Annotated in this window: 26 protein-coding genes; 17 read left to right on the top strand and 9 right to left on the bottom strand. The window is 73.9% G+C overall.

Features of this window, described 5'->3' with window-relative positions; genetic code table 11:
- The first annotated feature begins 6 nt into the window (after positions 1-6).
- Entirely contained in the window at positions 7-687 is a 681-nt protein-coding gene (locus ABZ621_RS11000) for a response regulator transcription factor (protein WP_360602937.1), read from the top strand.
- Between the two features lie 52 nt (positions 688-739).
- Here ABZ621_RS11000 and ABZ621_RS10995 read toward each other — a convergent pair whose 3' ends face one another.
- Positions 740-1,237: a MarR family winged helix-turn-helix transcriptional regulator gene (locus ABZ621_RS10995; RefSeq protein WP_360603017.1), complete on the bottom strand. Its 498-nt coding sequence runs from the start codon at positions 1,235-1,237 to the stop codon at positions 740-742.
- 178 nt (positions 1,238-1,415) lie between these two features.
- On the opposite strand from ABZ621_RS10995, the gene ABZ621_RS10990 reads away from it, so the two are divergent.
- The 4 genes from ABZ621_RS10990 (at position 1,416) to ABZ621_RS10975 (ending at position 5,536) form a co-directional block, all read left to right on the top strand.
- Positions 1,416-2,483 carry a hypothetical protein gene (locus tag ABZ621_RS10990; RefSeq protein ID WP_360602935.1) on the top strand — a complete coding sequence of 356 codons (1,068 nt, stop codon included), beginning with the start codon at positions 1,416-1,418 and terminating at the stop codon, positions 2,481-2,483.
- Positions 2,484-2,664: 181 nt separating this feature from the next.
- Complete coding sequence (locus tag ABZ621_RS10985; protein ID WP_360602934.1) at positions 2,665-4,107, top strand: DUF2252 domain-containing protein; 1,443 nt, start codon at positions 2,665-2,667, stop codon at positions 4,105-4,107.
- A gap of 199 nt (positions 4,108-4,306) precedes the next feature.
- Positions 4,307-5,143: a hypothetical protein gene (locus tag ABZ621_RS10980; RefSeq protein WP_360603015.1), complete on the top strand. Its 837-nt coding sequence runs from the start codon at positions 4,307-4,309 to the stop codon at positions 5,141-5,143.
- Between the two features lie 51 nt (positions 5,144-5,194).
- Positions 5,195-5,536, top strand: a complete 342-nt coding sequence (locus ABZ621_RS10975) for a rhodanese-like domain-containing protein (RefSeq protein WP_189944798.1) — start codon at positions 5,195-5,197, stop codon at positions 5,534-5,536.
- A gap of 90 nt (positions 5,537-5,626) precedes the next feature.
- On the opposite strand, the gene ABZ621_RS10970 is transcribed toward ABZ621_RS10975, so the two are convergent.
- The 6 genes from ABZ621_RS10970 to paaA all read right to left on the bottom strand — a co-directional run bounded on the left by ABZ621_RS10970 (position 5,627) and on the right by paaA (position 10,445).
- Positions 5,627-6,760, bottom strand: coding sequence for an acyl-CoA dehydrogenase family protein (locus ABZ621_RS10970; RefSeq protein ID WP_360602931.1), 1,134 nt, complete (start codon positions 6,758-6,760; stop codon positions 5,627-5,629).
- 106 nt (positions 6,761-6,866) lie between these two features.
- Positions 6,867-7,928 (bottom strand): 2Fe-2S iron-sulfur cluster-binding protein, encoded by a 1,062-nt coding sequence (locus ABZ621_RS10965; protein ID WP_360602930.1) that lies wholly within the window; start codon positions 7,926-7,928, stop codon positions 6,867-6,869.
- Complete coding sequence (gene paaD, locus ABZ621_RS10960) at positions 7,929-8,432, bottom strand: 1,2-phenylacetyl-CoA epoxidase subunit PaaD (RefSeq protein ID WP_360602928.1); 504 nt, start codon at positions 8,430-8,432, stop codon at positions 7,929-7,931.
- Complete coding sequence (gene paaC, locus ABZ621_RS10955; RefSeq protein WP_360602926.1) at positions 8,426-9,151, bottom strand: 1,2-phenylacetyl-CoA epoxidase subunit PaaC; 726 nt, start codon at positions 9,149-9,151, stop codon at positions 8,426-8,428. The genes paaD and paaC overlap by 7 nt, the downstream gene beginning before the upstream one ends.
- Positions 9,148-9,435, bottom strand: a complete 288-nt coding sequence (paaB, locus tag ABZ621_RS10950; RefSeq protein WP_043229098.1) for a 1,2-phenylacetyl-CoA epoxidase subunit PaaB — start codon at positions 9,433-9,435, stop codon at positions 9,148-9,150. The genes paaC and paaB overlap by 4 nt, the downstream gene beginning before the upstream one ends.
- Positions 9,432-10,445, bottom strand: a complete 1,014-nt coding sequence (gene paaA, locus ABZ621_RS10945; protein ID WP_360602923.1) for a 1,2-phenylacetyl-CoA epoxidase subunit PaaA — start codon at positions 10,443-10,445, stop codon at positions 9,432-9,434. Before paaA ends, paaB begins: the two co-directional genes overlap by 4 nt.
- A gap of 162 nt (positions 10,446-10,607) precedes the next feature.
- Between paaA and ABZ621_RS10940 the strand changes: the two genes are divergently transcribed.
- Genes ABZ621_RS10940 through ABZ621_RS10930 form a run of 3 tightly spaced genes read left to right on the top strand, consistent with a single transcriptional unit; the run spans position 10,608 to position 13,283 of the window.
- Positions 10,608-11,303: a DUF5819 family protein gene (locus tag ABZ621_RS10940; RefSeq protein ID WP_360602922.1), complete on the top strand. Its 696-nt coding sequence runs from the start codon at positions 10,608-10,610 to the stop codon at positions 11,301-11,303.
- Between the two features lie 28 nt (positions 11,304-11,331).
- Complete coding sequence (locus tag ABZ621_RS10935; RefSeq protein WP_360602920.1) at positions 11,332-12,606, top strand: HTTM domain-containing protein; 1,275 nt, start codon at positions 11,332-11,334, stop codon at positions 12,604-12,606.
- Positions 12,603-13,283 carry a TrmH family RNA methyltransferase gene (locus ABZ621_RS10930; RefSeq protein WP_360602918.1) on the top strand — a complete coding sequence of 227 codons (681 nt, stop codon included), beginning with the start codon at positions 12,603-12,605 and terminating at the stop codon, positions 13,281-13,283. Before ABZ621_RS10935 ends, ABZ621_RS10930 begins: the two co-directional genes overlap by 4 nt.
- A gap of 28 nt (positions 13,284-13,311) precedes the next feature.
- Here the strand turns inward: ABZ621_RS10930 and paaN are convergent, their stop codons facing one another.
- A complete protein-coding gene (gene paaN, locus ABZ621_RS10925; RefSeq protein ID WP_360602916.1) occupies positions 13,312-15,009 on the bottom strand; it encodes a phenylacetic acid degradation protein PaaN in 1,698 nt (565 codons plus the stop codon).
- A gap of 269 nt (positions 15,010-15,278) precedes the next feature.
- Between paaN and ABZ621_RS10920 the strand changes: the two genes are divergently transcribed.
- Together ABZ621_RS10920 and ABZ621_RS10915 are read left to right on the top strand one after the other, a co-directional pair.
- Entirely contained in the window at positions 15,279-16,805 is a 1,527-nt protein-coding gene (locus ABZ621_RS10920) for a 3-hydroxyacyl-CoA dehydrogenase (RefSeq protein ID WP_360603013.1), read from the top strand.
- 1 nt (position 16,806) lies between these two features.
- Positions 16,807-17,397 (top strand): TetR/AcrR family transcriptional regulator, encoded by a 591-nt coding sequence (locus ABZ621_RS10915; RefSeq protein WP_360602914.1) that lies wholly within the window; start codon positions 16,807-16,809, stop codon positions 17,395-17,397.
- A 149-nt stretch (positions 17,398-17,546) separates the two neighbouring features.
- On the opposite strand, the gene ABZ621_RS10910 is transcribed toward ABZ621_RS10915, so the two are convergent.
- Positions 17,547-18,113, bottom strand: coding sequence for an Lrp/AsnC family transcriptional regulator (locus ABZ621_RS10910; RefSeq protein WP_360602912.1), 567 nt, complete (start codon positions 18,111-18,113; stop codon positions 17,547-17,549).
- Between the two features lie 177 nt (positions 18,114-18,290).
- On the opposite strand from ABZ621_RS10910, the gene pdhA reads away from it, so the two are divergent.
- The 7 genes from pdhA (at position 18,291) to ABZ621_RS10875 (ending at position 26,372) form a co-directional block, all read left to right on the top strand.
- On the top strand, positions 18,291-19,451 hold the full coding sequence (gene pdhA, locus ABZ621_RS10905) for a pyruvate dehydrogenase (acetyl-transferring) E1 component subunit alpha (RefSeq protein ID WP_360602910.1): 1,161 nt from the start codon (positions 18,291-18,293) through the stop codon (positions 19,449-19,451).
- Positions 19,448-20,482 carry an alpha-ketoacid dehydrogenase subunit beta gene (locus ABZ621_RS10900; protein ID WP_360602908.1) on the top strand — a complete coding sequence of 345 codons (1,035 nt, stop codon included), beginning with the start codon at positions 19,448-19,450 and terminating at the stop codon, positions 20,480-20,482. The genes pdhA and ABZ621_RS10900 overlap by 4 nt, the downstream gene beginning before the upstream one ends.
- Positions 20,482-21,918, top strand: a complete 1,437-nt coding sequence (locus ABZ621_RS10895) for a dihydrolipoamide acetyltransferase family protein (protein WP_360602906.1) — start codon at positions 20,482-20,484, stop codon at positions 21,916-21,918. The genes ABZ621_RS10900 and ABZ621_RS10895 overlap by 1 nt, the downstream gene beginning before the upstream one ends.
- Positions 21,919-22,011: 93 nt before the next feature.
- Positions 22,012-22,911 carry a DUF6457 domain-containing protein gene (locus ABZ621_RS10890; protein ID WP_360602904.1) on the top strand — a complete coding sequence of 300 codons (900 nt, stop codon included), beginning with the start codon at positions 22,012-22,014 and terminating at the stop codon, positions 22,909-22,911.
- On the top strand, positions 22,908-24,278 hold the full coding sequence (locus tag ABZ621_RS10885) for a molybdopterin molybdotransferase MoeA (protein ID WP_360602902.1): 1,371 nt from the start codon (positions 22,908-22,910) through the stop codon (positions 24,276-24,278). Before ABZ621_RS10890 ends, ABZ621_RS10885 begins: the two co-directional genes overlap by 4 nt.
- Positions 24,266-25,357 carry a potassium channel family protein gene (locus ABZ621_RS10880; protein WP_360602900.1) on the top strand — a complete coding sequence of 364 codons (1,092 nt, stop codon included), beginning with the start codon at positions 24,266-24,268 and terminating at the stop codon, positions 25,355-25,357. The genes ABZ621_RS10885 and ABZ621_RS10880 overlap by 13 nt, the downstream gene beginning before the upstream one ends.
- Positions 25,358-25,391: 34 nt before the next feature.
- Entirely contained in the window at positions 25,392-26,372 is a 981-nt protein-coding gene (locus ABZ621_RS10875) for an NAD(P)H-quinone oxidoreductase (RefSeq protein ID WP_360602898.1), read from the top strand.
- Positions 26,373-26,401: the final 29 nt, after the last annotated feature.

Raw genomic sequence — 26,401 nt, 5'->3', positions numbered from 1 at the left:
GGCGCAGTGCTGTCAGAGCGGACGGGGCGGTCCGGACGGGTCGTCAGGGTCGTGGTCGCCGACGACGAGCCGCTGATCAGGGCGGGAATCCGGATGATCCTCAACTCCGATCCGGACATCCACGTGGTCGCGGAGGCCGCGAACGGCCGCGAGGCCGTCGACGCGGCCCGCGCGCACGCCGCCGACGTCGTGCTGCTCGACATCCAGATGCCGGTCCTCGACGGGCTCTCCGCCCTTCCGGAGCTGCGCAGGGCCGCACCGGCGGCCCGGGTGATCATCCTGACGACCTTCGGCGAGCGGGAGAACGTGCTGCGGGCGCTGGAGCACGGCAGCGCCGGCTTCCTGCTGAAGGACACCGCCCCCGCCGAACTGATCGGAGCCGTACGGGCCGCGGCCGCGGGCGACGCGTACCTCTCGCCGGCGGCGACCCGGCATGTCGTCGAACGGCTCGCCTCCGGCCGTGAGACCGCCCGCGCCGAGGAGGCCCGCGGCCGGATCGCCGCGCTCGGCGAGAAGGAGCGCGAGGTCCTCGCGGTCCTCGGGGAGGGGCTCTCCAACGCCGACGCGGGACGCCGGCTGCACATGAGCGAGGCGACCGTGAAGACCTACGTCAGCCGGATCCTCGCCAAACTCCAGTGCGAGAACCGGGTCCAGGCGGCGCTGCTCGCCCGCGACGCGGGGCTGTAGCCGCCCGGGAGGGGCAGTCTGGGGCGGTCGGGTCAGTCCGGGCCCGTCGGGGTCAGTCGGGGTCGGGCAGGCCGGCCGGGCCCGCGGTGTTGTAGCGGAGCAGATAGCCGGCGAACCGGTCCAGGTCGTCACCGGACCAGTCCTTCAGGCGCTCCTGATAGGCGGCGCGACGGTTCGCCTGCGCGGTGGCGAGCACCGCGAGACCGGCCTCCGTCGGGTGCAGCACCTGCACCCGGTGGTCCTCGGGGGCGGGCCGGCGCTCCACCAGGCCCAGCTTCTCCAGGCCGGCCAGCTGGCGGCTGACCGTCGACTTGTCCAGCAGGTAGTGCGCCGCGAGATCCGTGGCGCGGCAGCCACGCCGGTCCTCGATGTGGGACAGGAGCGTGTACGAGACCAGCGGGATCTCCGGGTGGACGCGGGCTGCGGCGGCCCGTGCCCGGCGCGCGAAGGCGGTCAGCTCGCGCTGGATGACGTCCAGGGAGGCCTCGCGCGTCGCTTCGTCGGCGGCCGCTGAGCCGGCGGTGGGGGCGTCGGTCGGGGCGTCGGACATGTCGGTGGGGGCGTCGGTCGGGGCGTCGGACATGTCGGTGGGGGCGTCGGTCGGGGCGTCGGACATGGGGCTCCCTCGGCGAGCTGGCCCGGCGGGCGGTTTCAGTTGTATAGTACAACGGTTCTTTGGTTGTAAAAGCCAACCATCTCTTTTCGGCTGTCTGTCTACGGAGGTCACGGTGTCCACAGGACCGAACCCCACCAACGCCGCCCTGCGGCACGTCCTCGGGCACCTCCTCACCCCCCTCCTCATGTGCCTGGGCATGGGCCTCGCCTACCTCGGCGCCTTCCACGCCCCCCAGCCCCACGACCTCCGCGTCGACGTCGTCGGCTCCGGACCCGCCACCCAGGTCCTCGCCCAGACCCTCCACGACAAGGCCGACGGCGCCCTCGACGTCCGCACCGTCCCCGACCGCGCCACCGCCGCCACCGCCCTCCTCCACCAGGACAGCTACGGCGCCTACATCCCCGGCGACCACCCCGAACTCCTCGTCGCCTCCGCCTCCTCCGACACCAGCGCCATGGCCGTCGAGAAGGTCTTCACCAAGGTCGCCGCCGGGCAGGACGCCCCCCTCGAGGTCACCGACCTCGCCCCCACCGCCTCCGGAGACCCCACCGGCCAGGGCGTCTTCTTCCTCCTCGTCGCCGTCAGCATCGGCGCCTACGCCTCCGTCGCCGTCATCGGCGCCGCCGGAGCCGCCCTCCCCATGCGGATCCGCGCCCTCCTCGCCGCCGGCACCGCCCTCGTCGTCAGCCTCATCGGCACCCTCTTCGCCGGCCCCGTCTTCCACCTCGTCGACCACGGACTCGCCGGCGTCTGGGCACTCTCCTGGCTCTACGCCGCCGGCATCCTCCTCATCGGCGTCGGCCTCCACACCTACCTGCGCCGCTGGACCACGCTCGGCGTGATGGTCCTCTTCGTCATGCTCAACTTCACGAGCTCCGGCGGGATCTACCGCCCCGAGCTCCAGCCCGGCCTCTTCGGCTCCCTGCACGCCTTCTGGAACGGCGCCGGCCTCGTCGAGGGCATCCGCAGCCACGTCTACTTCGACGGGCACGCCCTCGGCGGCCACCTCCTCGTCCTCACCCTCTGGCTCCTCGCCGGAATCGCCCTCGTCATCCTCGCGGGCCGCACCGAGGCCGCGCGGAACGCCCAAGCCCCGGCCCCCGCCCCGGAAGCCGAGGCGAAGAAGGAGGAGAGGAGCGAAGAAGCGGAGGAGGAAATGGAAGAGGCCGTCGCGGTCTGAACCCGTCCGAACCCGCGCTGAACCCGCTCCGAACCCCGCCCGAACCCCTCTGACCTGGGGCTCATTGGTTGTCCACAGGTAGTTGTCCACAGGGGAAGACGGGCGATCAAGACCGGCTGTACCGTCAGGTCCGGAAGTCGTCGGACGCACTGTCCGGCCAGTCATCGGGGGAGGTCGTCCCATGGACGAGATCCAGGCCGTCGTGCCCGGACAGCGTGGCGGTACGGACACGGAGCGCATCCCGCACGTGCCCGGATTCGTACGGCGCGGCAGCGCGGAGCACTCCGCCAAGGAGCGCGGCAGGCAACTGCGCGCCACCGTCCCCCGCGCCTCCCACGCCGAGCTCACCCTCCCCGCCGGACGCCCCGACGCGGTCCGCGCCGTCGAGGAGTCCAGCCGCGGCCGGGTCCCCGAGCTCACCCCCATCCGCGTCGGCCGCATGGCCGCCAACCCCTTCGCCTTCCTGCGCGGCTCCGCCGGCCTCATGGCCCACGACCTCGCCGGCACCCCCGTCACCGGCGTCGCCGCACAGCTCTGCGGCGACGCCCACGCCGCCAACTTCGGCCTCTACGGCGACGCCCGCGGCCGGCTCGTGATGGACCTCAACGACTTCGACGAGACCGTCGTCGGCCCCTGGGAATGGGACCTCAAGCGGCTCGCCACCTCCCTCGTCCTCGCCGGCCGCGTCGTCGGCGCCGACGAGGACACCTGCCGGGCCGCCGCCTTCGACACCGTCGGCGCCTACCGGCGCACCATGCGGCTCCTCGCCCGGCTGCCCGCCCTCGACGCCTGGAACGCGATACCCGACGAGGAGCTCGTCTCCCACACCGACGCCCGCGACCTCCTCGGCACCCTGGAACGGGTCTCCGCCAAGGCCCGCAACAACACCAGCGCCCGGTTCGCCGCCCGCTCCACCGAGGCCGTCACCGAGACCGCCGGCGGCGGACGCCGCTTCGTCGACGCGCCGCCGGTCCTGCGCCGGGTGCCCGACGCCGAGGCCTCGGCCGTCACCGCCGCCCTCGGGGAGTACCTGGAGACCGTCTCCGAGGACCGCCGGCCGCTCCTCGCCCGGTACGCCGTCCACGACGTCGCCTTCCGGGTCGTCGGCACCGGCAGCGTCGGCACCCGCTCCTATGTCGTCCTGCTCCTCGACCACCGCGGCGAACCGCTCGTCCTCCAGGTGAAGGAAGCCCGGCCGTCCGTGCTCCTGCCCCACCTGCCCGCCGGGTTCACCGTCCCGGACCCCGGCCACGAGGGCCGGCGCGTCGTCCTCGGGCAGAAGCGCATGCAGGTCGTCAGCGACATACTGCTCGGCTGGACCACGGTCGACGGGCGCCCCTTCCAGGTGCGCCAGTTCCGCAACCGCAAGGGCAGCGTCGACCCCGCCGCGCTCACCGCCGACCAGGTCGACGACTACGGCCGCATGACCGGCGCGCTCCTCGCCCGCGCCCACGCCCACAGCGCCGACCCGCGCCTGATAGCCGGCTACTGCGGCAAGAACGAGGAGTTCGACGAGGCCGTCGCCGCCTTCGCGGTCGCCTACGCCGACCGCACCACCGCGGACCACGCCGACCTGCTCACGGCGATCCGCACCGGCCGCATGGCGGCGGAACTGGGCGTCTGAGAGGCGCCTGAGAGGCGCCGGAGGGGACAACGAGGGGGAGGGGAGGGAGGGGAGGGAGGGGGGAGGGCCCCCTTGTGAGGACCTACGCTTGAGGGGTCGGGCCGGAACGAGGACGTGGGCGGGCGTGAACGTGAGCGAGGACCAGGACCAGGGCCGGGAGCCGGACGCGGAGCCGGGTGCGCAGCGGGAGCCGCGGCAGGTGTCGGACCCGGAGGCGGGTCCGGGGCAGGCGTCGGAGACGGGGCCGGGGGCTGGGTCCGAGGAGCGGGCCGAGGCCCGGCTGGAGCGGGCTGTTCGGGTGGCCGAGCAGGCGTTGATCGAGTTCGAGATCGCCGTCGAGACCTTCCGGGTCGAGGTGGAGAACTTCTCGCGGCTGCACCACGAGAAGCTGGGGCCGATGTACGCGCGCCTCGACGAGCTGGACGCGTCGATCGCCGAGGCGCGGGCCGAGAAGAGCGGTGATCCGGAGGATCTGCGGCTGGCGCGGGAGGCGCGGGCCGCGGTGCTGCCGCTGCCGGGGGTCGAGGTGCTCTTCGACGACTGGATCGACTCCGACGGGCTCTCCGCCGAGGCGGCGGCGATGCTGACCGAGCGGCCGGTGCGGCCGCCGCAGCGGGTGCGGCCCAGCGAGGAGGTGCGGCGGCTCTACCGTGAGCTCGCCCGCAAGGCCCATCCCGACCTGGCGCGCGAGGAGGACGAGCGGAAGCGGCGGGAGGAGTTCATCACCCGCGTGAACGCCGCCTACGCGCGGGGCGACGAGGCGCTGCTGCGCGAGCTCGCCGAGGAGTGGGAGGCCGGTCCTGTGCCGGCCGAGGAGCGGCTCAGCGAGAGCGAGGAGCTCTACGCGCGCCTTGAGTGGCTGGCGCAGCGCAAGGACCTGCTGTCCGCGCTGGCGCGCGAGCTGGAGGACAGCGCCATCGGCTCCATGCTGCGGCTGGCGCCGGAGGACCCCGACCGGCTCCTCGAGGAGATCGCCGAGCAGCTGCGCGGTCAGGTGTCCGAGCGCGAGGCCGAGCTGGCCGCGCTGGTGCAGTAGGTTTTTTTCGAGGTCGAGGCGGTTCCGCCGTATACGAGAGAAGGTCGTCCCATGAGTTTCGCCCCGCTGCCGTCGGTGCCCGCCGCGTCCGTCCCCGCCGATGCCCTGGTGCTCGACGTGCGGGAGGACGACGAGTGGGCGGCCGGCCGGGTCGAGGGTGCGGTCCACGTGCCGATGAGTGACTTCGTGGCCCGGTTCGCGGAGGTCGGCGAGGTGCTCGCCGAGCGCGGCCGCGCCTATGTCATGTGCCGGGTCGGCGGCCGGTCGGCCCAGGTCACGCAGTACCTGGTGCAGCAGGGCTACGACGCGGTGAACGTGGACGGCGGGATGGTGGCCTGGGAAGGCGCCGGGCGGCCGGTGGTCGCGGACGGCGGGCCCGGGTTCGTCGCCTGAGAAAGCCGAGAAGGCTGAGGCGCCTGGGGCGACCGAGACGGCTGAGGCACCCGGAGTGGGGTGCCTCGGCCCTGTCGGTGTCGGTGTCGGTCAGGCCGGGGGGTGGGCGGCGATGAGGTCGCCCAGGGTCTCCTCGTGGGCGGCGGCCGGGCCCAGGGAGAGTTCGAGGTACTTCGCCCAGGCGTGGTAGCGGTGCAGCGGGTAGTCGGTGTCGGCTCCGAAGCCGCCGTGCAGGTGCTGGGCGGTCTGGACGACGCGGCGGACCCCTTCCGCCGCCCAGATCTTGGCCACGGCGAGGTCCGCCTCGACGGGCAGGGCCGCTTCGGTGGCGGTGCTGACGCGCCAGGCGGCCTGCCACAGGGTGGCCTCCATCGCGCGGAGGTCGATGTAGCGGTCGGCGGCCTGGACGGCGACGGCCTGGAAGGTGGCCACGGGGTGGCCGAACTGTTCGCGCTTCCCGGTGTACTGGCTCGTCATGGTGAGGACCTGCTCGCCGAGGCCGAGGGCGAGCGCGCAGGTGCCGGTGGTGAGCAGGGCGCGCAGCGCCGGCCAGGCGTCGGCGGAGTCGAGGACGTGGTCGGCGGGGAGGCGGGCGCCGTCGAGCCGTAGCCGGGCGAGGCGTTCGCCGTGGGTGCCGTACTGGGCGTCGAGGGTGAGGCCCGCGTGGTCGCGGGGGAGCAGGGCGAGGACCGTGCGGCCGTCGGCGGTGTGCGCGGGGACGGCGGTCAGGTCGGCCTGGTGGGCCCAGGGGACCTGGTCGGTGGTGCCGTCGAGGATCCAGTGGTCGCCGTCGGGGCGGGCGGTGACGGACAGTTCGGCGGGTTCGTGGCCGGTGGTGCCGTGGGCGGCGGCGGTGAGGACCAGTCGGCCGGCGGCGACCTCGGGCAGGAGTGCGGCGGCGGTGGCGGCCGGGGCGTGGTGTCCGAGGACGTGGGTGACGGCGGCGGTCTCCAGGAGGGGGACGCGGGCCAGGACGCGGGCGGACTCGCGCAGGACGAGGCAGAGGGCGATCGGGTCGAGGCCGGTGCCGCCGTGCTCGGGGCCGACGAGGAGGCCGAGGAGGTCGGTGGCGGCGAGCCGCCGCCACAGGGGGCGGTCGAGGTCGTCGGCGACGGCGGTCGGGGTGAGGGCGGGGCTGGGTACGGCGTCGGGGGCGACGTCGGCGAAGACGGCGCGGGCCGTCTCCGCGGCCGCCTGCTGCTCCTCGGTGAACGTGAAGTCCATGGCCCTGTCCTTCCGTCGCTGTCCGTCGCTCGTCCGGGCGGCCCGCCGGGCGCACACGCCTGACGGGCCGTCAAGATAGAACAGGTTCTAGCGGAAGGGAATGGGCTCAGCGGTCGAAGTCCAGCTCCACATCGGGGGTGGCCGGGTGGGACTGGCAGGCCAGGACGTACCCGGCGTCGGTCTCTTCCGGTTCGAGGGCGAAGTTGCGGTCCATGCGGACCTCGCCGCCGACGACGAAGGCGCGGCAGGTGCCGCAGACTCCGCCCTTGCAGGCGTAGGGGGCGTCGGCGCGGGCGCGCAGGACGGTGTCGAGGAGGCTCTCGCCGCGCTCGACGGGCCAGGTGCCGGAGCGGCCGTGGAGGGTGGCCGTGAGGGTGGCGTGGGCGGGGGTGTCGGCGGTGGGGACGGGCGCGGGGCCCGAGCCGTCGTCGACGTGGAAGATCTCCTGGTGGACGTGGGCGCGGTCGACGCCGAGGTCGCGCAGGGCGTGCTCGGCGCCCTGGACGAGGCCGAGGGGGCCGCAGAGGAACCAGCCGTCGATGGCGCCGACCGGGAGGAGGGCGGGCAGGAGGGCGGCGAGCCGCTCCTGGTCGAGGCGGCCGGAGGGGAGGCCCGCCTGCTGTTCCTCGCGGGAGAGGACGGTGACGAGCTGGAAGCGGTCGGGGTGGCGGTCCTTCAGGTCGGCGACCTCGTCGAGGAACATCGTGGAGGCGGCGGTGCGGTCGCTGCGGATCAGGCAGAACCGGGCCTCGGGTTCGCGGTCGAGGAGGGTGGCGGCCATGGAGAGCACCGGGGTGATGCCGCTGCCGCCGGCGATGGCGGCGAAGTGTCCGGGGCGCGGGTCGAGGACGAAGCGGCCGGTGGGGGCCATGACGTCGACGGTGTGGCCGGGGGTGAGTTCCTTGAGGGCCCAGGTGGAGAAGGCGCCGCCGTCGACGAGGCGGATGCCGACGCGGAGTTCGGGCCGCTCGCCGGCCGGGGCGGCGGCGGAGCAGATCGAGTAGGTGCGGCGGATCTCCTCGCCGGACTCGTCGGTGCGGCGCAGGGCGAGGTGCTGGCCGGGGCGGTGCCGGAAGGTCTCGTGGAGTTCGTCGGGGACCGCGAAGGTGACGGCCACGGAGTCGTCGGTGAGCCGCTCGACCCGGCTGACCGGGAGCGGATGGAACATCTACAGCTCCTTGAAGTGGTCGAAGGGTTCGCGGCAGGCGGCGCAGCGGCGCAGGGCCTTGCAGGCGGTGGAGGAGAAGCGGCTGAGGAGCTCGGTGTCCGTGGAGCCGCAGTGGGGGCAGCGGATGGCCAGGGTGAGGGCGACGGGTCCGCCGGCGGGGCCCTGGGGGCGGGGTGGGGCGATGCCGAACTCGGTGAGTTTGCGGCGGCCTTCCTCGCTGATGTCGTCGGTGGTCCAGGCGGGGGCGAGGACGGTGACGACGGTGACCTCGGGGATGCCGTGTTCGTGGAGGGCGTGCTCGATGTCGGTGGACATCGTCTCCACGGCGGGGCAGCCGGTGTAGGTGGGGGTGAGGGCGACTTCGACGCGGCCGGGGCCGGTGACGTGGACGCCGCGGAGCACGCCGAGTTCGGCGAGGGTGAGGACGGGCAGCTCGGGGTCGAGGACGGCGCCGGCGATCCGGGCGAGCTCGGCCTCCAGGGGGGTGGCGGTGGCGGTCACCATGTCGCCCCCGGGTGGCTGCGGTGGAGGTGCTGCATCTCGGCGAGCATCCGGCCGAAGTGTTCGGTGTGGAGGCCCTGGCGGCCGGCGCCGGCGCGCCAGGCGCCGGTGCGGGGGCCGGTGGGGACGGTGAGGCCGGCGCGGGTGAGGACCCCGGTGACGGAGTCCAGCCAGGCGGCTTCGAGGGCGGTGGTGTCGACGGCGAGGCCGTCGAGGGGCTGGAAGAGCTCGCCGGTGTACCGCCAGAGGGCGTCGCAGGCGGTCTGCATGCGGCGGTGGCTCTCGTCGGTGCCGTCGCCGAGGCGGAGGGTCCAGTGTTCGGCGTGGTCCTGGTGGTAGGCGACTTCCTTGACGGCCTTGGCGGCGAGTCCGGTCAGCGGGCCGTCGTCGGCGGCCAGCGCCGCGTACAGGAGCCGCTGGTAGGTGGAGAAGTACAGCTGGCGGGCGATGGTGTGGGCGAAGTCGCCGTTGGGCTGCTCGACCAGCTGGACGTTGCGGAAGTCGCGCTCTTCGCGGAGGAAGGCGAGTTCGTCCTCGTCGCCGGCGAGGGAGAGGAGGACGCGGGCCTGGCCGAGGAGGTCGAGCGCGATGTTGGCGAGGGCGACGTCCTCCTCCAGGGCGGGGGCGTTGCCGGCCCACTCCCCCAGGCGCTGGGCGAGGACGAGGGCGTCGTCGCCGAGGGCGAGGGCCGCGGCGGTGACGGTGGTGTCGGTGGTGGTCACAGGTGCTTCACCCCCTCCGGGATCTCGTAGAAGGTCGGGTGCCGGTAGGGCTTGTCGGCGGCCGGCTCGAAGAAGGGGTCCTTCTCGTCCGGGGAGGAGGCGGTGATGGAGGCGGAGGGCACGACCCAGAGGGAGACGCCTTCCATTCGGCGGGTGTAGAGGTCCCGGGCGTTGCGCAGGGCCATCTCCGCGTCGGGGGCGTGGAGGCTGCCGGCGTGGGTGTGGGAGAGCCCTCGGCGGGAGCGCACGAACACCTCCCACAGGGGCCAAGTGTCGCTGCTCATGCCTGTGCCTCCCCGTGCTGTCCGGTGTGCTTGCGCGCGTAGGCCGCGGCGGCCTCTCTGACCCAGGCGCCGTCCTCGTGGGCCTGGCGGCGCTTGGTGATCCGCTGGTCGTTGCAGGGGCCGTTGCCCTTGAGCACGTCCCAGAACTCGTCCCAGTCGATGGGGCCGAAGTCGTAGTGCCCGCGCTCCTCGTTCCACTTCAGGTCGGGGTCGGGGAGGGTGAGGCCGAGGGCCTCCGCCTGCGGGACGGCGATGTCGACGAAGCGCTGGCGCAGTTCGTCGTTGGAGTGGCGCTTGATCTTCCAGGCCATCGCCTGGGTGGAGTGGGTCGACACGTCGTCGGGCGGGCCGAACATCATCAGGGACGGCCACCACCAGCGGTCCACCGCGTCCTGGGCCATGGCGTGCTGGGCCTCGGTGCCGCGGGAGAGGGCGAGCAGGGCTTCGTATCCCTGGCGCTGGTGGAAGGACTCCTCCTTGCAGACGCGGACCATGGCCCGGGCGTACGGGCCGTAGGAGCAGCGGCAGAGGGGGACCTGGTTGGTGATGGCGGCGCCGTCGACGAGCCAGCCGATGGCGCCGACGTCGGCCCAGGTGAGGGTGGGGTAGTTGAAGATCGAGGAGTACTTCTGGCGGCCGCTGTGGAGCTTGTCGAGGAGCTCGTCGCGGCTGACGCCGAGGGTCTCGGCGGCGCTGTAGAGGTACAGGCCGTGGCCGGCCTCGTCCTGGACCTTGGCCATGAGGATGGCCTTGCGGCGCAGCGAGGGCGCGCGGGTGATCCAGTTGGCCTCGGGCTGCATGCCGATGATCTCGGAGTGGGCGTGCTGTGCGATCTGGCGGACGAGGGAGGCGCGGTAGGCCTCCGGCATCCAGTCGCGCGGCTCGATGCGCTCGTCGGCTGCGACCGCGGCGTCGAACACCGCCTCGCGGGCGGCCTGCGCCGCCGCGTCCGCGGCGTGTGTGCCGGGCGCTTCCACGGTCACTGCCGTCCCTGCCGTCCCTGCGGTCATCGGACCCCCTACCGACCGATCGTTCGGTTGAATGACTTCAATGGTGGGTCGGCGGCCCGTATGGTGTCAACCCTGTGGATAACCGCCTGCTCCGATCGGGGCGCAGACGAGCGGGTCACCGGTGGGACGGGATCGGGTCGGGAAGCCCGGGATCGGGGTGGGATGAGCGCGCACATCGACGGCAGCGCGGAGCGGCGGCCGGCCGGAGGGATCCTGGCGCTGTCCATGCCGTACCAGGTGGTGGCGGCGGTCGCGCTGGCCTCCGCGGCGGTGCTCGCCTCCCTGCACCTGGCCATGGTCTTCCTGCACGTGGCGCCCTCGAACACGGTCACCAAGCAGCACGGCCAGGCGGTCGACGACTGGATCTATCCCGAGTTCGAGCAGAACTGGAAGCTCTTCGCGCCCAACCCGCTCCAGCAGAACGTCTCGGTGCAGGTCCGCGCCGAGGTCTCCGGCGCCGACGGCGCCCGCCGCACCACCGGCTGGATCGACCTCACCGCCCAGGACGTCGAGGACGTCCGCGGCAGCGTCTTCCCGAGCCACACCCAGCAGAACCTGCTGCGCCGGGCCATCGACTGGTACGGCAACGCGCACGACGACGAGGGCCGCCCCAAGGGCATGCGGGGCCGGCTCTCGGAGGAGTACATGCGCAGGATCGTGCTGACGCGCATCGAGGGGCCCGGGGCGCGCGCGGACGTCGGCGGCACGGTGGAGCGGATCCAGCTCCGCCGCACCGTGACGCCCCTGGCCGCCCCGCACTGGAGCACCGAGAAGCGCTCCACCGAGCCCTCGTTCCGGCTGATGCCCTGGTGGGAGATCACCGACGCCGACCGCAGCCGTACGGAGACGAGCCGATGACCGCCCCCAGCCGCACGGAGTCCCGCCGATGACCGCCCCCAGCCCCGCACCGGCCGCGGCCCCGGCGCGCGTGCCCTTCGACCGCAAGCTCGCGCGGGCGGCGCAGACCGTCACCTCGCGCGCGCTGGGCCCGTACCAGACCGCGATCGTCCGGATCGGCTTCTCGCTGACCTGGCTGTTCTTCCTGGTGCGGGAGTTCCCGCACCGGCACGAGATGTACGGCCCCGACGGCCCGTGGTCGTTCGAGCTGGCCCGCCGGCTGATCGCCGACAACCGCGCGTTCACGGTCCTGATGTGGTCCGACGGGCGGCTCTGGTTCGAGGTGGTCTACGGCCTGGCCGTCGTCGCCGCCGTGCTGCTGCTGCTCGGCTGGCACACCCGGGCCGTGTCGGTGGTCTTCATGGTCGGCGCGCTGTCGCTGCAGAACCGGTCCGTCTTCCTCGGCGACGGCGGCGACAACGTGGTGCACCTCGTCTCGATCTACCTCACGCTGCTGCGCTGCGGCCAGGTGTGGTCGCTGGACGCCCGGCGGGCCGCCCGCAGGGCGTCCCGGGGCGAGGAGGCCGGCCGGCGGGCCGAGCTCGCGGGCCCCGTCCTGTGGATCGTCCTCGGCGGGTTCCTGGTCGCCGCGACCTGGTTCAGCCCGGTCACCGGCGAGTGGTGGCTGTACGTGCTGCTCTGGGTGCTCTGGCTCGGACAGGGCCTGTGGTGGCTGGTCGAGCAGTACGCGCCCGGCGAGCCCCGCGTCCTCCTGGACGTGCTCGCGAACCTCGCCCACAACGCGGCCCTCGTGGTCCTCATGGCCGAGGTCTGCCTGATCTACGCCACCGCCGGCTGGTACAAGATCCAGGGCTCGCGCTGGCAGGACGGCACCGCGCTCTACTACCCGCTGCACCTGGACTACTTCACCCCGTGGCCGGGGCTCTCCGAGCTCCTCGCCTCCAGCGGGATCATGGTCATGCTGCTCAGCTACGGCACGGTGATCGTGCAGGTCGCCTTCCCGTTCACGCTGTTCAAGCGCAAGGTGAAGAACGTCCTGCTCGTCGCGATGATGCTGGAGCACGCGGGCATCGCGCTCCTGCTCGGGCTGCCGGCCTTCTCACTGGCGATGATCGCCGCCGACGCCGTCTTCCTGCCCACCGTCTTCCTGGTGTGGCTGGGCGCGCGCGTGATCCGGGGCCGGGACCGGCTGCTGCGGCGGAGGCCCGCCGCGGCACCGCTGCCCCCGCAGCGCCCCGCGCGGGACGGGGAGCCGGGCGGCGAGACGGGCGGCGAGGCCGCTCCCCGTACCCTCGTCGGGTGAGCACCACCGAAGAACACCCCGTCCCGTCCGGGGCCGAGCCGCTCCAGTACGACGAGGGGTACGGCCCCGAGGTCGGCGTCGGCCCGCACCCCGAGCCGTGGCCCGAGGACCCGCGTCACGACCGCGAACTGCTGGCCGGGGGCGACCGGCGCAACGTCGTCGACGCCTACCGGTACTGGACGCGGGAGGCGATCGTCGCCGACCTCGACACCCGCCGGCACGACTTCCACGTGGCCGTGGAGAACTGGGGCCACGACTTCAACATCGGGTCCGTGGTGCGCACCGCCAACGCCTTCCTGGCCAAGGAGGTGCACATCGTGGGGCGCCGCCGCTGGAACAGGCGCGGCGCCATGGTCACCGACCGCTACCAGCACGTGCGGCACCACCCCGACACCGAGGCGCTCACCGCCTGGGCGGCGGCCGAGGACCTGCCGATCATCGGCATCGACAACCTGCCGGGCTCGGTGCCGCTGGAGCGGACCGTGCTGCCCCGCCGCTGTGTGCTGCTCTTCGGGCAGGAGGGGCCCGGGCTGACCGAGGAGGCCCGCCGCCACGTGGCGAAGGTCTGCTCGATCGCCCAGTTCGGCTCCACCCGGTCGATCAACGCCGGGGCGGCCGCCGCGATCGCCATGCACGCCTGGATCCAGCGCTACGCCGACGTGCCGGCCCCCGAGTAGGGACCGGCACCCCGGGCGGGCCGCCGGATCAGGCCTGGCGGCGCACCTCGACCACCCGGAAGCGGTTGGAGACGAAGGCGCCGTCGCACAGCGCCGCGTTCGCCGCGGGGTTGCCGCCCGAGCCGTGGAAGTCGGAGAAGGCGGCCGTCTGGTTCACGTACACCCCGCCCGTGAGGTTGAGCGAGAGCTGCGCCGACTCGTCCAGGCAGATCTCCTCGACGGCCCGCTCGGTGTCGGCGGAGGTGGTGTACGCGCCGACCGTCATCGCGCCCTTGTCGCGGATCGTGCGCCGCAGCAGCTCCAGGCCGTCGGCCGTGGAGTCGACCGAGACGGCGAAGGAGACCGGGCCGAAGCACTCGGAGAGGTACGCGGCCTCGGCGTCCGGCTTGGAGCCGTCCAGCTTGACCATGACGGGGGTGCGGACGACCGCCTCCGGGAAGTCCGGGTTGGCGACCTCGCGGGAGGCCAGGGCGACCTCGCCGAGACCGGCGGCGGCCTCCAGGCGGGCCTTCACGTCCGGGTTCACCAGGGCGCCGAGCAGGGCGTTGGCCCGGGCGTCGTCGCCGAGGAGGCCGCCGACGGCGGCGGCCAGGTCGGCCACCACCTCGTCGTAGGACTTGGCGCCCTGGTCGGTGGCGATGCCGTCGCGGGGGATCAGCAGGTTCTGCGGGGTGGTGCACATCTGGCCGCTGTACAGGGACAGCGAGAACGCCAGGTTGGACAGCATGCCCTTGTAGTCGTCGGTGGAGTCGATCAGGACGGTGTTGACGCCGGCCTTCTCGGTGTAGACCTGCGCCTGGCGGGCGTTGTCCTCCAGCCAGTCGCCGAACTCGGTGGAGCCGGTGTAGTCGATGATCCGGATCTCCGGGCGGACCGCGAGGGTCTTGGCGATGCCCTCGCCCGGACGCTCGGTGGCCAGCGCCACCAGGTTCGGGTCGAAGCCGGACTCGGCGAGGACCTCGCGGGCGACCTTCACGGTCAGCGCCAGCGGGAGGACCGCGCGCGGGTGGGGCTTCACCAGGACCGCGTTGCCCGTCGCGAGGGAGGCGAAGAGGCCCGGGTAGCCGTTCCACGTCGGGAAGGTGTTGCAGCCGATGACCAGGGCGACGCCGCGGCCGACCGGGGTGAACTCCTTGGACAGCTCCAGCGGGTCCCGCTTGCCCTGCGGCTTGGACCAGGCGGCCCGGCCGGCGGGCGTGCGGGTCTGCTCCTCGTACGCGTACGCCACCGCCTCCAGGCCGCGGTCCTGCGCGTGCGGGCCGCCGGCCTGGAACGCCATCATGAACGCCTGGCCGCTGGTGTGCATGACCGCGTGGGCGAACTCGTGGGTGCGGGCCGAGATCCGGGCCAGGATCTCCAGGCAGACCAGGGCGCGCGTCTCCGGCCCGGCGTCGCGCCAGGCGGGCAGGCCGGCGCGCATCGCGGGCAGCAGGACGTCGACGTCCGCGTGCGGGTACTCGATGCCGAGCGCGGGGCCGTACGGCGAGACCTCGCCGCCGGTCCAGCCGTCGGTGCCGGGCTGGTCGAGCTCGAAGCGGCCGTTCAGCACCGCCTCGTGGGCGGCGAGGCCGGCGGCCGCGTCCAGCGAGCCGTCCGCGCCGTACGCCTTCGGATGCTCGGGGTACGGCGACCAGTAGGCGCGGGTGCGAATGGTGGCGAGGGCCTGATCGAGTGTGGACCGGTGCTTCTCGGCCAGAACGTCGGTGGTCGGCTGGGCGGTGGCCATGGAATGGACCAACTCCTCGTCGAGCTGGGCAGGGAGACGCGTACGGAGTTAGAGTAACCGAACGATCGGTCGGGACAAGGGGGTCCGCCGATCCTGTGGAAAACCCATCGGGGAGGATCACTCCTATGAGCGCCCACACGAGCGCCGACACGGGCGCGGACACGAGCGCCGACACGGGTGCCGGCACGGACGCCGGCACGAGCACCGAGCGCGGCGCCGACACGGGCGCCGCAGCGCAGGCCAACGGGACCGTCAGGGGGAGCGCCACGATGGACGACACGAGGACCGCGGGCGAGGCGATCGGACCGGACCGGACCGTCGCCGTCGTCGGCACCGGCACCATGGGTCAGGGCATCGCGCAGGTCGCGCTGGCCGCCGGCCATCCCGTGCGGCTCTACGACAGCGCGCCCGGACGCGCCGCCGAGGCCGTCGCCGCGATCGGCGCCCGCCTGGACCGGCTGGTCGAGAAGGGGCGGATGGACGCCGCAGAGCGCGAGGCCGCCGCCGGGCGTCTGCACGCCGCCGCCGACCTGGCGGAGCTCGCCGACGCGGCCCTCGTCGTCGAGGCGATCGTCGAGGACCTGGCGGTCAAGCAGCGGCTCTTCGCCGACCTGGAGAAGACCGTCGGCGACGACACCGTCCTCGCCACCAACACCTCCTCCCTCTCCGTCACCGCCATCGCCGGGGGCCTGCGGCTGCCCGGCCGCTTCGTCGGCCTGCACTTCTTCAACCCGGCGCCGCTGCTCCCCCTCGTCGAGGTCGTCCGCGGCTTCGCCACCGACGAGACCGCCGCCACGCGCGCGTACCGGACGATGAAGGCCTGGGGGAAGACGCCGGTGCGCTGCGCCGACACCCCCGGCTTCATCGTCAACCGGATCGCCCGCCCCTTCTACGCGGAGGCCTTCCGCGTGTACGAGGAGGGCGGCGCCGATCCGGCGACCATCGACGCGGTGCTGCGCGAGTGCGGCGGCTTCCGGATGGGCCCGTTCGAGCTGACCGACCTGATCGGGCAGGACGTCAACGAGGCCGTGACCCGGTCCGTGTGGGACTCCTTCTTCCAGGACCCGAAGTTCACGCCGTCGCTGTCGCAGCGCAGGCTGGTCGAGTCGGGGCGCCTCGGGCGGAAGACGGGCCACGGCTGGTTCTCGTACGCGGAGGGCGTGGACCGTCCGTCGCCCCATCTGGCCCCGCCGGCCGAGGCGCCCGCCGAGATCACCGTGGAGGGCGACCTCGGCCCCGCCCGCGAGCTGATCGCCCTGGCCCGCGAGGCCGGGATCACCGTCCACGAGACGGAGGAGGACAACGGCACCCGCATCCTGCTCCCGAGCGGGGGACAGCTGGTGCTCGCCGACGGCCAGACCTCGATCGAGTTCCGCGACGTCGTCTACTTCGACCTCGCCCTCGACTACCGGGCGGCGACCAGGATGGCGCTCTCGACCTCCGAGGCCACCGGCTGGGAGACGCTGCGCGGGGCGATCGGCCTGTTCCAGGCGCTCGGGAAGAGGGTCAGCGTCATCGGGGACGTCCCCGGCATGATCGTCGCCCGCACGGTGGCCATGCTGATCGACCTCGCCGTCGACGCCGTCGCCAAGGGCGTCGCCACCGCCGAGGACATCGACACCGCGATGCGGCTGGGCGTCAACTACCCGGCCGGGCCCTTCGAATGGCGGCGCCGGCTCGGCGCCGCGTGGGCGCACGAAGTCCTCGACGAGCTGCACGCGCGCGTGCCCACGGGGCGCTACGCCCCCTCCCTGGCGCTCTTCCGCCGGACCTACGACGAGATGGGTGGCGAGTGACATGACCACCGCCAGACGCGACACCTACACCCCCGAGACGCTGCTCTCGGTCGCCGTGCGGGTCTTCAACGAGCGCGGCTACGACGGCACCTCCATGGAGCACCTGTCCAAGGCGGCGGGGATCTCGAAGTCCTCGATCTACCACCACGTGACGGGCAAGGAGGAGCTGCTGCGGCGGGCGGTCAGCCGGGCGATCGACGGGCTCTTCGGGATCCTGGAGGAGCCGGGCGCGGTGCGCGGGCGGGCGGTGGAGCGGGTCGAGTACGTGACCCGGCGGACCGTCGAGGTGCTGATAGCGGAGCTGCCGTACGTGACGCTGCTGCTGCGGGTGCGGGGCAACACCGCGACCGAGCGGTGGGCGATGGAGCGGCGCCGGGAGTTCGACCACCGGGTGGCCGAGCTGCTCGGGGCGGCCGCCGCCGAGGGCGACCTGCGGTCCGACGTGGACATCCGGCTCGCGACCCGGCTCCTCTTCGGCATGATCAACTCGCTGGTGGAGTGGTACCGGCCGCATCCGGACCAGACCGAGCGCGAGCAGCTCGCCGAGACCGTCGTCCATCTCGCCTTCGACGGGCTCCGCAAGGCCCGCTGAGGCGTTCTGAGAGGCCCTGGGAGGGGGCTTCGGGGTTCCAGTGCCCCGAAGCCCCCTTCGTGTGTCCGCGCGGGCCGCAGGGCCTCGGCCGGGGTTCAGGGCCTCGGCCGGCGTTCAGGGCCTCGGGCCGCAGGGCCGCGGGCCGGCGTTCAGGGCCTCGGGTCGGCGTTCAGGTCCATCTCGTCGAAGACCAGCAGGGTGCGGGTGGACAGGACCTCCGGGATGGCCTGGAGGCGGGTGAGGACCAGTTCGCGCAGGGTCCTGTTGTCCGGGGTGTGGACCAGCAGCAGGACGTCGAAGTCTCCGCTGACCAGCGCGATGTGCGCGGCGCCGGGGAGCGCCTTGAGCTGCTCGCGGACCGTGCGCCAGGAGTTCTGGACGATCTTGAGCGTGATGTAGGCGGAGGCGCCGTGGCCGGCCCGCTCGTGGTTGACGCGGGCGCTGAAGCCGCGGATCACGCCGTCGTCGATGAGCCGGTTGATCCGCGCGTACGCGTTGGCCCGGGAGACGTGCACCCGCTCGGCCACGGAGCGCACCGAGGCGCGGCCGTCCGTCTGGAGCAGCCGCAGGATGTCCCGGTCTATCGCGTCCAGCGGGCGTGCCGGGGCGGCGTGCGCCGGCGTGTCCGAGGGGGCGCTCAGCTCCTCGCCCGTCACGTCCCCCGCCGACTCGTCCGGGGCGCCGCCCCGGCTGACGGCCATTTGTTCATCCGCCATGTGCCCCCGCCTCTCTCCGCTGGACGACCTGCCTCTATCCCAGGCTGTGGAGAACCGTTTGTCCACAGGCTGGAGGTGCCTGTAGCCAAAATGCCTCCACGACCGAACAATCGGTAGGTGAGGCGCGCCACACCCGCGCCACCCGCCTTCGGGTCTTATGCCCGCTCCCACGAGGAGGTGGACTCGTTGCAACAGCGCAGTTCGACAGTCCAGGAGCCGCTCGCCGAGACGGCCTACCGGCCCACGCCGCCGCCCGCCTGGCGGCCGCGGACCGATCCCGCACCGCTGCTGCCCGACGCCGAGCCGCTGCGCGTGCTCGGCACCGACGCGGTGGCCGACGCCGACCCCGCGCTGCTGCGCCGGCTCTACGCGGAGCTGGTCCGCGGCCGCCGGTACAACGCCCAGGCGACCGCCCTGACCAAGCAGGGCCGGCTCGCGGTCTACCCGTCCACCACCGGCCAGGAGGCGTGCGAGGTCGCCGCCGCCCTCGCCCTGGAGGAGCGGGACTGGCTCTTCCCGTCGTACCGGGACACCCTCGCGGCCGTCGCCCGCGGCCTCGACCCCGTGCAGGCACTGACCCTGCTGCGCGGTGACTGGCACACCGGCTACGACCCGCGCGAGCACCGCGTGGCGCCGCTGAGCACCCCGCTCGCCACCCAGCTGCCGCACGCCGTGGGCCTCGCCCACGCGGCCCGCCTCAAGGGCGACGACGTGGTCGCGCTCGCCATGGTCGGCGACGGCGGCACCAGCGAGGGCGACTTCCACGAGGCGCTGAACTTCGCCGCCGTCTGGCAGGCGCCGGTGGTCTTCTTCGTGCAGAACAACGGCTTCGCGATCTCCGTGCCCCTCGCCAAGCAGACCGCCGCTCCCTCCCTCGCCCACAAGGCCGTCGGCTACGGCATGCCGGGCCGGCTGGTCGACGGGAACGACGCGGTCGCCGTCCACCAGGTGCTCACCGAGGCCGTGGCACGCGCGCGTCGCGGCGGCGGTCCGACCCTGGTCGAGGCCATCACCTACCGGATCGACGCCCACACCAACGCCGACGACGCCACCCGCTACCGCGCGGAGGGCGAGGTCGAGGCCTGGCGGGCGCACGACCCGGTGCTGCTCCTGGAGCGCGAGCTGACCGAGCGGGGCCTGCTCGACGAGGACGGCCGCCGCGCCGCGGCCGAGGCCGCCGAGACGATGGCGGCGGAGCTGCGCGAGCGGATGAACGCCGACCCGGTGCTCGACCCGATGGACCTCTTCACCCACGTCTACGCCGAGCAGACCGCGCAGCTGCGCGAGCAGGCGGCGCAGCTGCGGGCCGAACTCGAAGCGGAGGGCGAGAGCCGATGACGACGGCGACGACCGGCGCGGCCGCCAAGGCGGCGGGCCGGACCAAGCCGGCCACGATGGCGCAGGCGCTCCAGCGCGCCATGCGCGACGCGATGGCCGAGGACCCGACCGTCCACGTGATGGGCGAGGACGTCGGCACCCTCGGCGGGGTCTTCCGGGTCACCGACGGGCTCGCCAAGGAGTTCGGCGAGGACCGCTGCACGGACACGCCGCTGGCCGAGGCGGGCATCCTCGGCACCGCCGTCGGCATGGCCATGTACGGCCTGCGGCCGGTGGTCGAGATGCAGTTCGACGCGTTCGCCTACCCGGCGTTCGAGCAGCTCGTCTCGCACGTGGCGAAGATGCGGAACCGGACGCGCGGCGCGATGCCGATGCCGATGGTCATCCGGGTGCCGTACGGCGGCGGGATCGGCGGCGTCGAGCACCACAGCGACTCCTCCGAGATCTACTACATGGCCACGCCCGGCCTCCACGTGGTCACCCCGGCGACCGTCGAGGACGCCTACGGCCTGCTGCGGGCGGCGATCGCCTCCGACGACCCGGTCGTCTTCCTGGAGCCCAAGCGGCTCTACTGGTCGAAGTCCGACTGGTCGCCCGAGGCCCCCGCGCGCGTGGAGCCCATCGGCAAGGCCGTGGTCCGCCGGCCCGGCACCAGCGCCACCCTGATCACCTACGGCCCCTCGCTGCCGGTCTGTCTGGAGGCGGCCGCGGCGGCCACCGCGGAGGGCTGGGACCTGGAGGTCGTCGACCTCCGCTCGCTCGTGCCGTTCGACGACGAGACCGTCGCCGCGTCGGTGCGGCGCACCGGCCGCGCGGTCGTGGTCCACGAGTCCGGCGGCTTCGCCGGCCCCGGCGCGGAGATCGCCGCCCGGGTCAGCGAGCGCTGCTTCCACCACCTGGAGGCGCCGGTGCTGCGGGTCGCGGGCTTCGACCTCCCCTACCCGCCGCCGATGCTGGAGCGGCACCACCTGCCGGGCGTCGACCGGGTCCTGGACGCGGTCGCCCGCCTCCAGTGGGAGGCGGGGAACTGATGGCACAGGTCCTGGAGTTCAAGCTGCCCGACCTCGGTGAGGGACTCACCGAGGCGGAGATCGTCCGCTGGCTGGTGGCCGTCGGCGACGTCGTCGCGATCGACCAGCCCGTCGTCGAGGTCGAGACCGCCAAGGCGATGGTGGAGGTGCCGTGCCCGTACGGGGGCGTGGTCACCGCCCGCTTCGGCGAGGAGGGCACCGAACTGCCCGTCGGCGCGCCGCTGCTGACGGTCGCGGTCGGTGCGTCCGCCGACGCGGGGGCGGCCACCGCCGTGCCCGCGACCGCGCCGGCCGCCGAGGCCGCCGATGCGGCCGATGCGGCTGTGTCCTCCGAGTACTCGGGCAACGTGCTCGTCGGCTACGGCACCGCGGGCCCGGCGGCCAGGCGCCGCCGGATCCGGCCCCAGACTCCGGCCGTCGCGCATCCCACGCCGCACGCGACGGCCGGCCCCACCGCGGCGGTGCCCACCGCGCCCGCCCCGGCAGCGCCGGCGGTCCCGGCGGCGCCCACCGCGCCCGCCCCGGCGGACACCGCCGCCGCCGGGCCGGTCCCCGTCATCTCGCCGCTGGTGCGGAAGCTGGCCCGGGACCGGGGACTCGACCTGCGGGAGGTGCGCGGCTCGGGACCCGAGGGCCTGATCCTGCGCGCCGACGTCGAGCGCGCCCTGACCGCGCGCGAGACGCCCGCGGCACCGGTGGCGCAGGCCGCGCCCGCCGTGGCCGCACCGGCCGTGGCCGCCGCCCCCGGCGCCGAGCGGATCCCGCTGCGCGGGCTGCGCGGAGCCGTCGCCGACAAGCTCTCCCGGAGCCGTACGGAGATCCCCGACGCGACCTGCTGGGTGGACGCCGACGCCACCGAACTCATGGCCGCGCGGGCGGCGATGAACGCGGCGGGCGGGCCGAAGATCTCGCTCCTCGCCCTCCTCGCCCGGATCTGCGTCCACGCCCTGGGCCGCTTCCCGGAGCTGAACTCCACCGTGGACACGGCCGCCCGGGAGATCGTCCGGCTGCCCCAGGTGCACCTCGGCTTCGCCGCCCAGACCCCGCGCGGGCTCGTCGTCCCCGTGGTCAGGGACGCCGGCACCCGCACCGCGGAGTCGCTGACCGAGGAGTTCGCCCGGCTCACCGAGACGGCCCGGCAGGGCACGCTCACCCCGGCCGACCTCACCGGCGGCACCTTCACCCTCAACAACTACGGGGTGTTCGGGGTGGACGGCTCCACGCCGATCGTCAACCACCCCGAGGCGGCGATGCTCGGCGTCGGCCGGATCATCCCCAAGCCCTGGGTCCACCAGGGCGAACTGGCCGTCCGTCAGGTGGTGCAGCTCTCGCTCACCTTCGACCACCGCGTCTGCGACGGCGGCACGGCCGGCGGCTTCCTCCGGTACGTCGCGGACTGCGTCGAACAGCCGGCGGTGCTGCTCCGCACGGTCTGACCCCGCCGCGCCCGTCGTACCCCGGCACCCCGGCCCGTCTCATCCAGGGGACCGGCCGGGCGGGCGCCGGGGGTGGCGGACCATACTGCTGGGGTGACCACCGCATTCGACGCCGTCGTGCTCGCCGGAGGCGCCGCGCGGCGCCTCGGCGGTGCGGACAAACCAGGAGTACGGGTCGGCGGGCGGCCCCTGCTCGACCGGGTGCTCGCCGCCTGCGCCGGGGCGCGCCGGACGGTGGTCGTCGGCGACCCGCGCCCGACCGTCCGACCCGTCGACTGGACCCGCGAGGAGCGGATCGGGACGGGGCCGGTGGCCGCCCTCGCCGCCGGGGCCACCGTGCTCGGGGACTCCGGAACCCTGCTCGCGCTCTCCGCCGACCTGCCGTTCCTCGGCGAGGGGACGGTGCTGCGGCTGCTTGCCGCGCTCGACGCCGAACCGGCCGCCGAAGGGGCGCTGCTGGTCGACGCGGACGGGCGGGAGCAGCCGCTCGTCGCCGTCTACCGGGGCGACGCCCTGCGCCGGGAGCTCGACGGGCTCCTCCAGGCGCGCGGCGCGCTCGACCATCTGCCGCTGCGGGCACTCGTCGGAGCCCTGCGGCTCGTCCGGGTCCCGGTGGGGGCGGACGAGCCCGCTGCCTCGTTCGACTGCGACACCTGGGAGGACATCGCCACGGCCCGGGCGCGCATCAGGGACCATGGATCCGTGCTGGACGAATGGATCACCGCAGTCAAGACCGAACTGGGCATCGACCTGGACGTCGACACCGGCGTCCTGCTCGACCTGGCCCGGGACGCCGCCCACAACGTCGCCCGCCCCGCCGCGCCCCTGACGACCTTCCTCGTCGGCTACGCGGCGGCCAAGGCCGCGCAGGGCGGCACGGCGCCCGCCGAAGCCGTGGCCGAGGCCTCCCGCAAGGCCGCCGCCCTCGCCCTCCGCTGGGAAGCGGAGCAGGCCGAGCAGGCGAAGCCGGCCGAGAAGAACGAGGCCGGATGACCCCCGGACAACCCGCCCCTCCCCCCGCCCCGGCGCACGGGCACGCGCACGGGCACCATCGCGCCACCCCCTGGCCCGAGGCGCGCGCCCTGGCCGCCCGGGCCGGGGAAGCGGCGCGGGCGGCGACGGAGCGTCCGGTGGTGCGCGTGCCGCTCGGGCAGGCGCTCGGACGCACCCTCGCCGAACCGCTGCGGGCGCTCACCGATCTGCCCTCGTTCGACAGTTCCGCCATGGACGGCTGGGCGGTCGCGGGACCGGGACCGGGGCCCTGGACGGTACGCGAGGAGGCGGTGCTCGCCGGGCACGCCGGGGCCGCCGCCCTCGCCCCCGGGGAGGCGGTACGGATCGCCACCGGCGCCCGCGTCCCCGCCGGCACCACCGCCGTCATCCGCACCGAACACTCCCGTACCGAACACTCGCGCACCGAACACTCCCGCACCGAACCCGGCGCGGCCGGAACGCTTCTGCTGTACCCCCTCCGGTCCGTCGTGACCGGCCAGGACATCCGCCCCCGGGGCCAGGAGTGCCGGGCCGGCGACGAGCTGCTGCCCGCCGGGTCCCCCGTCGGTCCCGCCGTCCTCGGTCTCGCCGCCGCCGCCGGATACGACGAGCTCGCCGTGGCGCCCCGCCCCCGGGTGGAGGTCCTCGTCCTCGGCGACGAACTGCTGACGTCCGGTCTCCCCCACGAGGGCCTGATCCGTGACGCGCTCGGCCCGATGCTCGGGCCCTGGCTCGCCGCCCTCGGTGCCGAGGTCCTGGCGACCCGCCGCATCGGCGACGACATGGAGGCCCTGTTCACGGCCGTCACCACGTCCGCCGCCGACCTCGTCGTCACCACCGGAGGCACCGCCGGCGGACCCGTGGACCACGTCCACCCGGTCCTCGACAAGGCCGGCGCCACCCTCCTGGTCGACGGGGTGAAGGTCCGCCCCGGTCACCCGATGCTGCTCGCCCGGCTGGACGCGGGACGCCATCTCGTCGGGCTGCCGGGCAACCCCCTGGCCGCCGTCTCCGGCCTCCTCACCCTCGCCGCGCCCCTCCTGGACGCGCTCGCGGCCCCACCGAGCCCGTTTCTCGCCGCCCCGCCGAGCCCGTCTCCCGCCGCCCCGCCCGGTGCGTCTCCGGCACCGCTCCACGAGCCCGTGCAGGGCCACCCGTACGACACCCGGCTCGTGCCCGTCGTCCACCGGGACGGCCTCGTCGTGCCCCTGCGGTACAACGGGCCGGCCATGCTGCGGGGCATCGCCGCCGCCGACGCCATGGCCGTGGTCCCGCCCGGCGGAGCCGAGCCCGGACAGCGCCTTGAGCTGCTCGCCCTCCCCTGGCCGACCGAGCCGCCGTTCGCTCAAGGAGCATGTTTCACGTGAAACTTCCCAGCCGTGACGTCATGGCCCGCCATGCCGACGAGAAGGTCACCGGTGCGCGGATCCATCTGCCCCGGCGCTCCGTCGACCCGCTCCGCCAGGTGGGCCGGCGGATCCTCATGGCCCTCGGGGTGCTGTTCCTGACGGTCCTGATCGTCTACGTGGACCGCGACGGCTACCACGACAACGCCAACGAGACCGTCGACTTCCTCGACTGCGCCTACTACGCGACCGTCACCCTCTCCACCACCGGATACGGCGACATCGTCCCGTACAGCGACTCCGCGCGGCTCGTGAACATCCTGGTGATCACGCCCCTGCGCGTGCTCTTCCTGATCATCCTGGTCGGCACCACTCTCGAGGTCCTCACGGAACGGACCCGGGAGGAGTTCCGCCTCAAGAAGTGGAGGTCCCACTTGCGCGACCACACCGTGATCGTCGGCTTCGGGACGAAGGGGCGGTCCGCGATCCAGACCCTCTGCGCCACCGGCCTGCGCAAGGACCAGATCGTCATCGTCGACCCCTCCGGCAAGGTCATCGAGGCCGCCAACCTCGACGGCTTCGTCGGCGTCGTCGGCGACGGCACCCGCAGCGACGTGCTGCTGAGGGCCGAGGTCCAGCGGGCCCGCCAGGTCGTCATCGCCACCCAGCGCGACGACACGGCCGTCCTGGTCACCCTGACCGCCCGCCAGCTCAACCGGGGCGCGAAGATCGTCGCCGCCGTCCGCGAGGAGGAGAACGCGCCGCTGCTCCGCCAGTCCGGCGCCGACGCGGTCATCACCAGCGCCTCCGCCGCCGGCCGGCTCCTCGGCCTCTCCGTGCTCAGCCCCAGCGCGGGCACGGTCATGGAGGACCTGATCCAGCAGGGCTCCGGCCTCGACCTGGTCGAGCGCCCGGTGACCAAGGCGGAGGCGGGCCGCAGCGTCCGGGAGACCGACGACCTGGTGGTGAGCGTGCTGCGCGGCCACCGGCTGCTCGGCTACGACGACCCGGCGGCCAGCCCCCTCCAGCTCACGGACCGGGTCATCACCATCGTCCGGGCCGCCCCCGGCATCCCGCTCACCACGCCGCCGGAGGACTGAGCGGCCCCGGCGGACCGGGGGTAGCCTCGCGCCCATGCATGCGATCACGATTCCGGAAGCCGGCGGCCCCGAGGCCCTCGTCTGGGCCGAGGTGCCCGATCCCGTGCCCGGCGAGGGCGAGGTCCTCGTCGAGGTGGTGGCGAGCGCCGTCAACCGCGCCGACGTCCTCCAGCGGCAGGGCTTCTACAACCCCCCGCCCGGCACCTCGCCCTACCCCGGCCTGGAGTGCGCCGGACGGATCACCGCCCTCGGCCCCGGGGTCTCCGGCTGGTCCGTCGGCGACGAGGTCTGCGCGCTGCTCGTCGGCGGCGGCTACGCCCAGCGGGTCGCCGTCCCCGCCGGCCAGCTGCTCCCGGTCCCGAAGGGCGTCGGCCTGGCCACGGCCGCGGCGCTCCCCGAGGTCGCCTGCACGGTCTGGTCCAACGTCTTCATGATCGCCCACCTGCGGCCCGGGGAGACGCTCCTGGTGCACGGCGGGGCGAGCGGAATCGGCACGATGGCGATCCAGCTGGCCAAGGCGGTCGGCGCGAAGGTCGCCGTCACGGCCGGCAGCCCGGAGAAGCTGGCCCGCTGCGCCGAGCTCGGCGCGGACGTGCTGATCGACTACCGCACCCAGGACTTCGTGGAGGAGCTCCACAAGGCCACCGGCGGGGCGGGCGCGGACGTGATCCTGGACATCATGGGCGCCAAGTACCTGGACCGGAACATCCAGGCCCTCGCGGTGAACGGCCGGCTGGTGGTCATCGGCCTCCAGGGCGGCGTCAAGGGCGAGCTGAACCTCGGCGCGCTGCTCGCGAAGCGGGCCGCCGTGATGGCGACCACCCTGCGCGCCCGTCCGCTCCAGGAGAAGACGGCGATCGTCGCCGCCGTCCGCGAGCACGTCTGGCCGCTGGTCGAGGGTGGCACGGTCCGCCCGGTCGTCGACCGGACGCTTCCGATGCCGGAGGCCGCCGAGGCCCACCGCGTCCTGGAGTCCGGCGCCCACGTCGGCAAGGTCCTGCTGCTCGCCCCGTAGGAGCGTGGCCGTACGCGAAAGGGCCCGGC

It is taken from the genome of Streptomyces sp. NPDC007863 (assembly GCF_040633895.1).
Classification (GTDB): domain Bacteria; phylum Actinomycetota; class Actinomycetes; order Streptomycetales; family Streptomycetaceae; genus Streptomyces.
This window is presented reverse-complemented; position numbering and strand designations above follow the sequence as displayed.